The following is a 12,249-nucleotide window of genomic DNA, read 5'->3' on the forward strand; positions in this document are numbered from 1 at the left end:
GGCAAGAAGAGCGTGACCCTCAGAGCTGGATCAGTGGTCCCCGGTCCCCAGGGCGGCGATCACGCCTCCGCGACGAGAGTCGAGCCCGGAGAACGATTCAATGACGTCGCACCGATCAGCTGTCGCACCGCATCCTCGCTGCCGGACACGCGGACGTTCGGAAGCCGCTCCAGGGCGACACCGCCGATCACGCAGGCTTTCCAGTCCTGCGTCGTGGCAGATACCTGGGCATCGGTCGGTTCCGGCTCCAGCGATCGAACCACCGTCGCAGCTCGCGTTGACATCCGCGCGACGTAGGTGACCGGCTGGGCCCCCTGACGGCGGGAATCCGTGAGGCTCAGCTCAACACGTCGTTCGCTCGTGCACTCTGGCACCGATCGTGCATGCGCGCGCATCGCCAGGACCACCGTGTCGGGGCTCATCCCCGCTTCAAACGGCATGGTTGGTGAACCTACGGCCCACAACGACAATGCAGTGTTCACGGCCTCCAGCCCGTAGCCCCATTCGGTGAGCTCGTAGACGTCGATGTGCCCGAGTCCGGGCAGGCGCCGTCGTCGTGCGATGCCATGGGACTCGAGGTCCTGCAGGCGCTGGGTGAGGACGGCGGGCCCGATGCCGATCACATCCCGCTGGACATCGGAGAAGCGTTTGGGGCCCAGGAGAAGCTCCCGCACGATGATCAGCGTCCACCGCTCACCGACGAGGTCAAGGGCGTGGGCAGCGGCGCAGCCATCGTCGTAGGAACCGTAGGACCGTCGAGACACCATTGACTCAGCCTACTATTCTCACAGTAGTATTCACTTCAGAAAGAATATCTCCATGGTCTGTCGGCTCGTCTGGCCGCGGACCCATGACCTCACCAGAGAACGGCCCGGTATGCGAACCTCATCAGGAGAGACCTGGCAGACCGTTCACGCCGAGAGGCGACGGCTGGCCGCAGATCTCTCGCAATTGCGCGCGGATGAGTGGTCTCTGCCTTCTCTGTGCCCGGGCTGGGATCTCCACGATGTGTTGGCGCATCTGGTCGACACCGCCCGGACCACTCGGCTTTCCTTCGTCCGTGACCTGCTCGGAGCACGCCTGGACTTTGATCGCGCGAATGAGAACGGCATCGCCCGACACAAGCACCGGGATCCGCGAGATACGCTCGCTGCCCTTGAGGCAGCGGCCGACCTGACCCGGACACCGCCGGCTGCCCTGGCAACACGTCTGGTGGAGGCCATCGTGCACGGAGAGGACATTCGACGGCCTCTGGGCATCGCCGCGACGTATCCGGAGTCAGCGATCCACCAAGCACTCGCCTACCAGCTGCGCACGCCCGTCTCCTTCGGAGGTGGACGCGAGCGTGCTGTGGGCCTGCGCCTGATCGACCGCAGGACCGGAGCGAGCAGAGGGCAGGGCGAGGACGTCGAGGGAGACGCCATCGATCTGCTGCTCGCACTCTCCGGGCGTCCCGTGGACCCGGAGAGGCTCACCGGAAGCGGAGCACCTCGCCTCGCCCGTGCCGCGACGTCCACTTCGGTCCCAGACAAGCCGCGTGACCCGTGAGGAAGCGACCGATCAACATGTCAACAAGTCAGGACTCCCGCCTGTGGTCATTGATGCACGACGAACGCCAGGCACTGGCAGATGACCTCTCGACCCTCAGCACAGAGCAGTGGGGGCACGACACCCTGTGCGGAGAGTGGGACGTCGAGCAGGTCGTCGCCCATCTCACAGCGGCCGCCAGCGTGAACCAATGGCAGTGGCTGCGCAGCATGATCGGCGCGCGTCTTCGTCCCCACGTGCACAACCAACGTCGGCTCATCGAGCACCTCGGTGCGACCCCCGAGGAGACGCTCAACCGGTTCCTTGCCGTGATTGGCAGCACTACCGCGCCGTCCGGACACACCCCGGCATACCTCGGCGAGGTCCTCGTGCATGCTCAGGACATCCGCTGCCCGTTGGGACTGTCCAGCACACCAAGCATTGAGGCACTGACACCCGTGGCCGCCTTCTTTGCCCGACGAGACTTCACCGTGGCCAGCCGCACGCATGTCATCGGACTCCACCTGTCAGCTGACGACGGACCCTTTGCAGCCGGCTCCGGCCCCAAGGTCACCGGTTCGACCCTCGCCCTGGTGATGAGCATGGCCGGTCGCGTCGCCTACCTCGACCAGCTCGACGGACCAGGGGTCCCGACCCTGCGGAGCCGCCTGCACAACACTGCATCTTGAAGCCGTCGCTGCTTCGGAACCTGTGATCCACGCAGGACCCAACAACCAGGAAGAACGCCATGACCGACCTGCCACAGAACCTCGACCACACCTTCACCGCGCCGATCGGAGTCGACGTCAAGGGCGAGATGTGGTCGTGTGTCGAAATTCCAGGCTCGGCCGAGCTCTTCGAGACCAGGAAGAGCGTGCGCGTGGACGCGACCGTGGATGACATAGCTATGCAAGATGTCGGGCTGCTGGTCACCGGTCGCGGCGGACATATGCTCTCGCTCAGCGCCGCTGTGCGAAAACGGCTCGGCGGCAAGGAGCTCGGAGACGAGGTCGTCGTCTGCCTCCAACGCCGCCTTCGCTGAGGCACCTGCCGCAGTCGCTGGAGCTTCGGATGACACAGATAGAGCCCCTGTTCCACGTCGGGGAGGGGCTCTGATCAGCGGTTCTGCGTCTTTGACGACCCAGGGTTCGACCAACACCAGTTCCGGTGTTCACGGAGCGGGCGACGGGAATCGAACCCGCGTCGTCTGCTTGGGAAGCAGAAGCTTTGCCATTAAGCTACGCCCGCATCTCGGCCTCCGGCTCAGTGCTGAAGGACCTGCCCCGAGATTACCAGGTGCGCTGGCCAGGGCAGGACACCGCAGAGGCATCAGACCGAGGGAGCGCCGGTGAAAAGCTAAAGTGACGCCATGAGGCATTCCCGGTCACACCGCCAGCGGCGTCGCAGACGACTGCTCCCACACACCCTTCCTGCACTGGCCGGGGCGGTGGCGGCCGTTCCGACCGCGGCGGCCGTCTCCGTGGTGGCGGTGGACCTGATCAAGCGACGGGGGCGCAGGACGCGCCGCGCGCCCCGGCCGGGAACGTTCCAGGCGCGGGCCGAAGAGTCGCAGCTGAGCATCTACACCGATGGCTCCTCGCTGTACGACGACATGATCGAGGCCATCGACTCGGCGCAGCACTCCATCTTCATGGAGACCTACATCTGGAAGAACGACGAGGTGGGGCAGCGGTTCATCGACGCGTTCAACGCCGCCGCTCGCCGCGGCGTCGACGTCTGGATCATCTATGACGGCTTCGCCAATCTGGTGGTGCCCAGCTCCTTCTACCGGCAGCTGAGCGACTCCGTCCACGTCTTCCGGCTGCCCGCGATCGGACGGAAGGTCTGGAAGGGGCCGCTGCGCTACACGGGGATGAACCATTCGAAGGTCATGGTGGTCGATGACACGACCGGGTTCGTCGGGGGGTACAACATCGGCGCCCTCTTCGCCAGTGAATGGCGCGACACCCACCTGCGCGAGACCGGACCCGCCGCCTGGGGTCTGCGACAGACCATCGCGCGGAAGTGGAATGAGGACCGGTCGGCCGAGGAGCAGATCCCGTGGATCCCGCCGACCAGCTGGAACCCCACGGTGCGGGTTGCGGCCAACCTGCCGGTCGATCTGGTCTACCCGATTCGGAACATGTACCTGAAGGCCATCGAGAGGTCACAGCGTCACGTGTGGATCTCCACCCCGTACTTCATCCCGGATCAGCAGATCCTGCGCGCGCTGAAACTGGCCGCCGAGCGGGGCGTCGACGTTCAGGTGATGGTGCCCAAGGCGTCCAATCACGTCCTGGGCGACTGGGTCTCCCGGGGCTTCTATGGACAGATGCTCGACTCCGGGATCTCGATCCTGCTCTACGCCACATCCATGATGCACTCGAAGACGGCAACGATCGATGGCGAATGGTCCACCATCGGCACCGCCAACATTGACCGGCTCTCCCTCTCGTTCAACTACGAATCCAATGTGGAGATCGTCGACGAGGGATTCGCCGCGGAGATGGAGAAGGTCTTCCGCAGCGATGCCGAGCACTGTGAAGCGGTGGACCCCCGCCGGTGGCGGGACCGCAATCCCATGGCTCGGGCGACGGAGTTCGCGCTCATCCCGTTCCGGCCCGTGCTCTGAGGCACGTCCCTCGCCGCGCGGGAAGATCGCCAAGGTTGACGGTGTTGGCCTGGAGGGACGTGACCCACCGCCTTCGGGCGCTGATCTACTGCGAACAAGGAGCACCTATGCCGACAGCGACCGCCACTGTGGACCGCGAGACGATGCACCAACTCTTCGAGGGTCGGCACACCACGAACCTCTTCTCGGCCGGTGAAGTGGATCTGGAACTCATCCAGCAGGCCTACGAGGACGCACGCTGGGGACCCACCTCTATGAACAGCCAGCCGATGCGCCTGACAGTGCTCAGGCCCGGGCCACGCCGCGACGCCGTCGTCGAGCACTTCAAAGGGGACAACGGCAAGAAGACCGCGGCCGCGCCGATGACCGTGGTGGTCGCCTATGATCCGGACTGGCATGAGCACATGCCTACGCTCTTCCCCCACGTGGAGGGCCTGCGCGAGAAGTTCTCCGGAATGGAGGAGTTCCGCAGGAGCATGGGTCGCGACAACGCCTTCCTGCAGGCGGGCTACCTGATCGTGTCGCTCCGGGCGCATGGGCTCGACGTCGGCCCCATGGCGGGCCTCGACGCGCCGGGCGTGGACGCCGAGGTTCACGCCGAGACCGGATGGAAGACACTCATGGTGCTCAATGTGGGCCACGGTCCCAGCGAGCATGAAGGTGCCCAGTACCCGCGTGGCGCGCGATTCTCGTTCGACGAAGCGGCGCAGGTCCTCTGACGCCCCTCGGTTGCGGCGGCGGTCCAGCCCACGTCAAGGAAGCGCCACGGCAATCTTCAGCGCCCCGCCCTAGATTCGACGGGTGCACACGGCCCTAAGGGCCCGTCCTCGATGACAACGAACAGGAGCATCATCATGGCTGAGAACTTCCCCCAGATCACCGGAAAGACCATCGCAGTGCTGGTCACCGACGGCGTCGAGCTCCCGGAGCTCACGGAGCCCCTCGCCGCCATCAGCAGCGCGGGCGGGACAGCGAAGATCATCTCCCCCAACGAGTCCTCGCTGCAGGCCATGGAGGGCGATTGGAAGCACTCCGATCATTTCGACGTGGATGTGCAGCTCAGCTCCGCGTCAGCCGGCGACTTCGACGCTCTGGTCCTGCCCGGCGGCACGCTCAACGCCGACAAGCTCCGGATCAACGAGGACGCGCAGAAGTTCGTCTCCGCGTTCTTCGCCGCGGAGAAGCCCGTGGCCGCCATCTGCCACGGACCGTGGATCCTCACCGAGGTGGACCAGGTCAAGGGGCGCCGCGTGACGAGCTTCCCCTCGCTGAAGACCGACCTCACCAACGCCGGCGCTGAGTGGGTCGATGAGGCCGCCGTGGTCAGCAACGGACTGGTCACCTCCCGGACCCCGGATGACCTGGACGACTTCAACCACGCGTTCCTGACGCTGGTGTCGCAGGGCTGACCCAGCCCGAACCGCAGAATGAGGCGGCCAGGACCTGTTGAACAGGTCCTGGCCGCCTCTTCGTCCGCTCCGTATGGAGTCCGAGATCCAGCGTGAGCAGCACTCGTCACCCGCGCCTATACTCTCCATAAGCTGAGCAGCTCAGCCTCCAGAGGGTTTCGACGCCGCCTGACGAGCATAGGATTTCAGGCTGAAGCCCGGAGCGGCAGCCTCGTCCGGCGTAGGTCCAAGGCCTCCGCCCAGCAGCTTGCGGGCAGACATGTGATCGGCGGGAGAGTTCACGGACTCGACCGCCGCCAGCTGCCCCCCGCGGAAGCTCAGCACGGAGAACTTCCCTGCCCCGGGGTCTCCAGTCGCCACGGTCCAGTCATCCTTCGACGACAGGCCGGCGATCTGAAGCCGAAAGGACCCCTGCGTGCTCCAGAACCAGGGAAGATGGGTGTAGTCCGTGGTCTCCCCCAGTATTGTTCGGGCCGCATGCTTTCCCTGATCCGTGGCGTTCTGGACGGACTCCAGCCGGGTTCTCGTGCCGGAATGCACATTGGGGAAGTTTGCGCAGTCGCCGACGGCAAGAACGGCGGGATCCGAGGTGCGCAGTGAAGCGTCGACCACGATCCCGTTCTCCGTCTTCAGCTCAGCGGCGGCCGCCAGGGCGTCGTTGGCGACGACACCGATGCCCACGACGACGAGATCGGCGGGGTATCGGCTGCCGATGGTGGAGACTGCTGCCCGTACACGTCCCCGTTCATCGCTCTCGAAGTGCTCGATGCCTTCACCGAGTCGAAGCCGAACACCGAGCTCAGCGTGCGCGGAGGTGAACCAGGCTCCCGTCTCCTCACTCACAGCGCGCCCCATGGGCTGCGCTGCGAACTCCAGCACGGTGACACCGCAACCGTGTGCTCGCGCAGCCGCGGCGAACTCAAGTCCGATGAATCCAGCCCCTACGACGACGACGTCCTGCGCAGCGGCAAGCTCACGGTGGAGTCGCTGCGCGTCGACAAGGGTCTTGAGCCCGAAGACCCCGTCGAGATCAGCGCCGGTGCAGCTCAGCCTGCGATTGCGGGCTCCGGTGGCGAACACCAGGTGGTCGTAGGTGAGCTCGGTCCCGTCGTCGAGCGCCACGGTTCGGGCGGATCGATCCACGGCGAGCGCCGTCGTGCCCTGGCGCAGGTCGATGTTCTTCTCCGTGAAGAACGTCTCCCCGCGCAGAGGAAGCGGAACGGGATCGGCCCCCGGGGTGAGATAGTCCTTCGAGAGGGGAGGACGCTGGTAAGGGAGCCCGTGTTCCTCAGAGATCACGGCAATGGGTTCTTCATAGCCGCCGCTGCGCAGCGAGTCTGCGACCTGCAGGCCTGCTTGACCTCCGCCGATGATGACAACTCCCATGGGTCAGACCTGATCGCTGGGAACGTCGACGACCATGCCGTCCAACTCGGGCGTCGCAGGTATCTGACAGCCCAGGCGTGAACGCTCTGTGCGTTCCGCCGTGGTGCATTCGAGCATCTCCTCTTCGTCGTCGGCGATCTCCGGAAGCGCCGCAGCGAACTCGGGACGCACGTACACGTGGCAGGTCGCGCACATCGCCTGGCCCCCGCACTCTCCCACGATCCCCTCGACGCCGTTGGTCACGGCCGCTCGCATCAGCGACGTGCCCTCCTCGACAGTGATCGCGTCGGTGGTGCCCGAGGGCTGGGTGAAGATGATGGTACTCATAGTTCTCCTCTGATCAGGTGAAACACGTTCAGTTCCAGCGGACCGGCATCTTGGTCATTCCGCGGAAGACCCACCCTGCGTCGACAGCAGGATCGGCCGGGTCCAGGCGGAGTCCGGGCAGGCGCTTGAAGACGCTCGGCAGGGCCACCTGGGCCACCTGAGCGCGAGCGACCCACGTGCCGGCACAGAAGTGGGCTCCGCCGCCGAAGCTCAAGTGGGGCTTCTTCACTCGATGGATGTTGAAGGCCTCTGGATCCTCGAAGACGTCGGGATCACGATTGGCCGCTCCGATCACCACGCCTAGCCGAGCACCCCTGGGAAGCTGGACGCCCTCCAGGACGGTGTCCCGAGTCGTCTCCCGCGGATACATGCCGATGGGAGCGACCCAGCGCACAGACTCCTCGAACGCCACCGCATACCGCCTGGGGTCCTCCTCGACAGAGGCCAGCTGTTCGGGATGGTTCAGCAGGGCCCAGACTGTGGTGGCCAGGACGTCGCGCGGCTCGTTGAGGCCTCCTCCGATGGTCATCTTGAGGTTGGCGCGGATGGCTTCCAATGGAATGGGCATGGAGGCCAGCCCGGAGAGCAGAGAGTGGTCTGGATTCTCTGCGAGCAGCGGCAGCATCTCGTCGATGGCCGCGTCGACCTCAGCAGAGGACTGTGCGCTCTTGGCCCACACCTCGGCGTCATCGGCGTAGTTTCCGGTCCCGTCGATCATCGTCTGGCTCCAACGCTGCATGTCCTCCTGCGTAGCGTTGTGGAAACCGCAGATCAGGCGCAGATTCTCGGCCGCATAGGGCGCTGCATAGTCCCAGACGAAATCGGCCCCGGGGCCCTTGGCCTGCAGTTCACTCAGGTACTTCTCGTTATTGGCCTCGAAGATGGCGTTCCAGTGCTTCTTGATCGTGCCAGGGCGCAGCGTGCTGCCATAGGAGTCACGGTCAACCTTGTGCTCAGGGTCATCCTTGCGCAGCATCGAATGGCCCATGGACCGCTTCATCAGGGAATCTGTCTCATCGGCCGAAAAGGTCTCCGCGTCCTGTTCGATCGTGTGACAGGCGGTGTAGCTCGTGACCATGTATCTGTTCACCGCCGGCACCCAGTGCACCGGTGCCTCTCGGCGCATCTGCTGGTAGATGGGAAACGGGTCCCGGTGCAGGTCGGGAATGGTCACCCATGCCGCGTCCGGCACTGCGCGGGGGAAGGTCCCCTCACTCACGGTGTCTTGTGCTCCCACAGTGGTCATCGCCGATACCTGCTTCCTCTGAATGTCTGCGTGTGCCACCACAAGTGTGTCTGCAGTCACATACTCGGGTAAAGTACATTAACCCGTCCTATATCCACGTTTTCATCGAGGTACAAGTGGCAAGCTACACATTGCGGCAGCTCGAATCTTTCGTGGCAGTCGCGGAGAACGGCAGCATCGCCGGGGCCGCCGAGGCCCTGCGCGTCTCCCAGTCCTCCATCGCTGGGGCTCTCAACAATCTGGAACGTGTCTTCGACGCTCAGCTGACCATCAGACGGAAGGCTCACGGGGTCACTCTCACTCCGAACGGCCGCTTCGTGTTGGAGCGCGCCAAGAATCTGCTGAACCAGGCAGAGGACCTCGAGCTGCATGCCGACGCCGCCGGAACCGAGCTCCGAGGTTCGCTGAAGCTCGGCTGCTACCTGACGCTCGCCCCGACCGTGCTCTCCCGCCTCATGGACCACTACGGGAGGCGATACCCCGGGGTCGAACTGGACTTCTTCGACGGGGCTCAGACAGAAGTGCACCGAAGGCTGGCATCGGGCGAGCTCGACGCCGCGATCGCCTATGACATGGCGCTGCCCTCGGGGCTGAGTCGAAGACGGCTCTATCACGCTGAGCCCACCATCGTGCTGGCGGCGGATCATCCGCTCGCACCGCGGGCCGAGCTCAGCCTCGCTGACGTCGCTGCGGAGCCCATGATTCTCCTGGATGTCGACCCCAGCCGGGAGAACACCACCACGATGTTTGAAGCCGCAGGCCTGGAGCCCAACATCCGATTCCGCACGACGGACTACGAGGTCACCCGATCCCTGGTGGGGCGAGGGATGGGCTACGCCATCCTCGTGCAGCAGCCTGCCGGTGATCAGTCCTATGAAGGGCGCCGTCTGGCGGTCAGACCAATCTCCCCCTCGGTGCGCCACGTACCGGTGTCGATCGTCTGGCCGGAATCCGTTCGGCTCTCCCAGGCGACCACCGCGCTCATCGACCTCGCCAGCGAACTTTATCCCGCGAAGCCCAAGGCCTAACCACGATCAAACCGTGGAGTATGGCCGGAATAATGTACTTTACCCGGACATGTGATGCAGGACACACTGAGGTCTGGTTGAGCGCTCACTGAGGCCCCCACGGCCGGCTCCCTTCACAGCGGTCCCACCTACGACTTCGCACCGATCTGCAACGAAGAGGAATGGAAGTCCCGTGATGCACACTCTGGTTGATCATGCTTCAACGACTGAGGCCGTCCACTGCGACCGTGCGGACTCTCTGGAGGAGTGGCGCCAGGTGGCGGCGAACAGGATCACCCCGGTCAGAGTTGCGGCCGCAGAGGGGTTCAGCGGCCTCATCCGATGGCGAACCATCGAGCAGACGTGCCTGAGCGAGATCACCGCCGACGCACACACCGTCCGGCGCTCCCGGGACTTGATCGACAAGGACAGTCGGCAATACATCAAGCTCAGTCTCCAGCTGGAGGGAACCGGAACCGTCAGCCAGGGGGGTCGCCTCGCGACGCTCCAGCCCGGTGATCTGGCGATCTACGAGACGTCTTACCCCTACACCCTCGACTTCCCAGAAGCGCTGCGATGCATGGTGATGGCCTTCCCGCTGAAGAGCCTGGACGTTCCTCTCGCATCGGTGCGCCGCGTGACCGCCGTCTGTCTCCCGGGGGACAGCGGACTGGGGCAGATGGTGTCCCCGTTCATGCGCCACTTGTCCGAGAACCTGGACCAGCTCTCCGGAGTCACGGGAGCGCGGATGCTGCGGAGCACCTTTGACCTGTTGACAGCGTTCGTCTACACGCACCTTCCCGATGAAGACGACCAGAGGACAGGTGCACGGCGAGATGAGCTGCAGGCTCTGAAGCTCTACATGGATGAACACCTGCACGATCCTGAGCTCAACGCCGACGCCATCGCGCGTGCCCACTTCGTCTCAGTGCGCTATCTGCAGTATCTGTTCAGCCAAGAAGACATCACTGTCTCCGGATACATCCGAGCTCGTCGCCTGGAGAGGTGTCGTCTGGATCTCCTGGACCCAGGTCAATCGTCACTCTCCGTCCTGCATATCGCCCAAAGGCGCGGTTTCACTGACGCGAGTCACTTCAGCAAAGTCTTCAAGCTGCAATTCGGCGTGGCCCCCCGAGACTTTCGCGCCGCACACCTGCCCGTCTGAGCCTCCGTCGACCTTCTGGTGACCATGCGCTGGTGACCGAGTGGGGTGCACCTCAGCACAAGGCCCTCACGTGCTGCGAGGGCAAGACTGGCACGTGACAGTCCGGACGAGGCTGGATCAGCGAGTGCTGTCGGCCCAAGGCATCAGCACCTATTGAAAGGACACCCGCACCATGGTTCTCAAAGATGAGCTCTATACCGCCGGGATCGAGCAACGACGTCACATGTTTGGTCAGGCGGGTGCCGAAGACCAGACCGACCATACGACCCCGCTCAATGACAAGATCCAGGACTTCGTGACCAGATACTGCTTCGGTGACATCTGGCAGCGGCCGGAACTCTCCAAATCCGACCGCAGCAAGGTCACCTTTGCGATGCTGGTCGCCACGGGCAAACCTCATGAGACACGCATTCATGCCCGCGGTGCACTCGCCAACGGAGTGTCCGCCCTGGAACTGCGCGAGATCGCGGTGCACGCGGCTCTTTACTGCGGGATTCCCACTGCGGTCGAAGCGCTGCAAGCCCTCGATGAAGTCTTCACCGAGAAGGGCGTCACGCTTGAGCCCCTCGCCGAATCCGCCGGAGAAGCTCGATGATGCGCGCAGGAACAGAGAAGGTCGCCTTCATCGGCCTGGGCACCATGGGCGGACCGATGGTCGCCAATGTCGTCAAGGGCGGTTTCGAGGTCTACCTCTATGACGCGGACCCGGAGCGGGCCTCCATTCTTGCAGACCAGCTGGACACAGGTGCTGAGACACGAGTCCACGCGGCTCGGACCCCGGGAGACCTCCAGGACTGCACGGTGGTGGTGCTCATGCTCCCGAACAGTGCGATCGTTCGGTCAGTTCTTCTCACGCAGGACGGTGGGCTGCAGCTTCCGCTGCAACCGGGCAGCGTCATCATCGACATGAGCTCCTCCGACCCCACTGAGACGGTGAGCACAGGAGCAGCTCTCTCGACCCACGGCCTCTCCATGATCGACGCCCCGGTCTCAGGTGCGAAGGCGCGAGCCCTGGATGCAACATTGGCGATCATGATGGGCGCCGACGACGAAGCCGCTGCGCAACGCGCGATTCCGGTGGTCGACACCATGAGCCGCAGCATCTATCGGACGGGAAAGCTCGGCACCGGACATGCCATGAAGGCCCTGAACAACTTCGTCGCCGCGGCATCGTTCGCCGCAGCCTCGGAAGCGGTCACGGCCGGCGAACGATTCGGACTCGATCCCGCGCTGATGGTGGACATCCTCAACGATTCGACGGGCCAAAGCTTCATCACCAGTCACGTCCTCGGGCCTCACGTGGTGGAGGGACGATTCGCCAGCGGCTTCGCCCTTCCGCTGCTGACCAAAGACGTCCGCATCGCCGAGAGCCTCCAACGCTCCGTCCACCACGAGTCGCCGGTCTGTGACGCGGTGAGCAGACAGTTCGGAGCCGCACTCGAGGAGCTGGGGGACGTCGACCACACCGAGGCCTTCAGCTACTGGAACACCAACTGACGTGACGTCGACACAGGCGGTGCCCACGCATTCGCGTGGGCCGAGAGGAGCTT

At 64.4% G+C, this 12,249-nt stretch carries 14 protein-coding genes and 1 tRNA gene; 10 read left to right on the top strand and 5 right to left on the bottom strand.

The window, feature by feature from the left end; genetic code table 11:
- Positions 1-59: 59 nt before the first annotated feature.
- Positions 60-767, bottom strand: coding sequence for a winged helix-turn-helix transcriptional regulator (locus H4W27_RS11300; RefSeq protein ID WP_192596019.1), 708 nt, complete (start codon positions 765-767; stop codon positions 60-62).
- A gap of 109 nt (positions 768-876) precedes the next feature.
- On the opposite strand from H4W27_RS11300, the gene H4W27_RS11305 reads away from it, so the two are divergent.
- Genes H4W27_RS11305 through H4W27_RS11315 form a run of 3 tightly spaced genes read left to right on the top strand, consistent with a single transcriptional unit; the run spans position 877 to position 2,569 of the window.
- On the top strand, positions 877-1,548 hold the full coding sequence (locus H4W27_RS11305; protein ID WP_192596020.1) for a maleylpyruvate isomerase family mycothiol-dependent enzyme: 672 nt from the start codon (positions 877-879) through the stop codon (positions 1,546-1,548).
- 17 nt (positions 1,549-1,565) lie between these two features.
- Positions 1,566-2,216 carry a maleylpyruvate isomerase family mycothiol-dependent enzyme gene (locus H4W27_RS11310; protein ID WP_192596021.1) on the top strand — a complete coding sequence of 217 codons (651 nt, stop codon included), beginning with the start codon at positions 1,566-1,568 and terminating at the stop codon, positions 2,214-2,216.
- Positions 2,217-2,275: 59 nt separating this feature from the next.
- Positions 2,276-2,569: a DUF1905 domain-containing protein gene (locus tag H4W27_RS11315; RefSeq protein WP_192596022.1), complete on the top strand. Its 294-nt coding sequence runs from the start codon at positions 2,276-2,278 to the stop codon at positions 2,567-2,569.
- A gap of 135 nt (positions 2,570-2,704) precedes the next feature.
- On the opposite strand, the gene H4W27_RS11320 is transcribed toward H4W27_RS11315, so the two are convergent.
- Positions 2,705-2,775 (bottom strand) — tRNA-Gly (locus H4W27_RS11320).
- A 121-nt stretch (positions 2,776-2,896) separates the two neighbouring features.
- Between H4W27_RS11320 and H4W27_RS11325 the strand changes: the two genes are divergently transcribed.
- The 3 genes from H4W27_RS11325 (at position 2,897) to H4W27_RS11335 (ending at position 5,568) form a co-directional block, all read left to right on the top strand.
- Positions 2,897-4,159: a phospholipase D-like domain-containing protein gene (locus H4W27_RS11325; RefSeq protein WP_192596023.1), complete on the top strand. Its 1,263-nt coding sequence runs from the start codon at positions 2,897-2,899 to the stop codon at positions 4,157-4,159.
- 107 nt (positions 4,160-4,266) lie between these two features.
- Positions 4,267-4,878, top strand: coding sequence for a malonic semialdehyde reductase (locus tag H4W27_RS11330; protein WP_192596024.1), 612 nt, complete (start codon positions 4,267-4,269; stop codon positions 4,876-4,878).
- 135 nt (positions 4,879-5,013) lie between these two features.
- Positions 5,014-5,568, top strand: a complete 555-nt coding sequence (locus tag H4W27_RS11335) for a type 1 glutamine amidotransferase domain-containing protein (RefSeq protein WP_192596025.1) — start codon at positions 5,014-5,016, stop codon at positions 5,566-5,568.
- Positions 5,569-5,709: 141 nt separating this feature from the next.
- Here H4W27_RS11335 and H4W27_RS11340 read toward each other — a convergent pair whose 3' ends face one another.
- The 3 genes from H4W27_RS11340 to H4W27_RS11350 are packed head-to-tail and all read right to left on the bottom strand — an operon-like array spanning position 5,710 to position 8,500.
- Positions 5,710-6,954 (bottom strand): NAD(P)/FAD-dependent oxidoreductase, encoded by a 1,245-nt coding sequence (locus H4W27_RS11340; protein WP_192596026.1) that lies wholly within the window; start codon positions 6,952-6,954, stop codon positions 5,710-5,712.
- A 3-nt stretch (positions 6,955-6,957) separates the two neighbouring features.
- Positions 6,958-7,281, bottom strand: coding sequence for a 2Fe-2S iron-sulfur cluster-binding protein (locus H4W27_RS11345; RefSeq protein ID WP_192596027.1), 324 nt, complete (start codon positions 7,279-7,281; stop codon positions 6,958-6,960).
- A 28-nt stretch (positions 7,282-7,309) separates the two neighbouring features.
- Positions 7,310-8,500, bottom strand: coding sequence for a cytochrome P450 (locus tag H4W27_RS11350; RefSeq protein ID WP_318782326.1), 1,191 nt, complete (start codon positions 8,498-8,500; stop codon positions 7,310-7,312).
- 143 nt (positions 8,501-8,643) lie between these two features.
- Between H4W27_RS11350 and H4W27_RS11355 the strand changes: the two genes are divergently transcribed.
- The 4 genes from H4W27_RS11355 to H4W27_RS11370 all read left to right on the top strand — a co-directional run bounded on the left by H4W27_RS11355 (position 8,644) and on the right by H4W27_RS11370 (position 12,196).
- A complete protein-coding gene (locus H4W27_RS11355) occupies positions 8,644-9,555 on the top strand; it encodes a LysR family transcriptional regulator (RefSeq protein ID WP_192596029.1) in 912 nt (303 codons plus the stop codon).
- A 175-nt stretch (positions 9,556-9,730) separates the two neighbouring features.
- Entirely contained in the window at positions 9,731-10,699 is a 969-nt protein-coding gene (locus tag H4W27_RS11360) for an AraC-like ligand-binding domain-containing protein (RefSeq protein WP_225939097.1), read from the top strand.
- 172 nt (positions 10,700-10,871) lie between these two features.
- Positions 10,872-11,294 (top strand): carboxymuconolactone decarboxylase family protein, encoded by a 423-nt coding sequence (locus tag H4W27_RS11365; protein ID WP_225939098.1) that lies wholly within the window; start codon positions 10,872-10,874, stop codon positions 11,292-11,294.
- Positions 11,294-12,196 (top strand): NAD(P)-dependent oxidoreductase, encoded by a 903-nt coding sequence (locus H4W27_RS11370; RefSeq protein ID WP_192596031.1) that lies wholly within the window; start codon positions 11,294-11,296, stop codon positions 12,194-12,196. The genes H4W27_RS11365 and H4W27_RS11370 overlap by 1 nt, the downstream gene beginning before the upstream one ends.
- Positions 12,197-12,249: the final 53 nt, after the last annotated feature.

Source organism: Nesterenkonia lutea (assembly GCF_014873955.1).
Lineage (GTDB): Bacteria > Actinomycetota > Actinomycetes > Actinomycetales > Micrococcaceae > Nesterenkonia > Nesterenkonia lutea.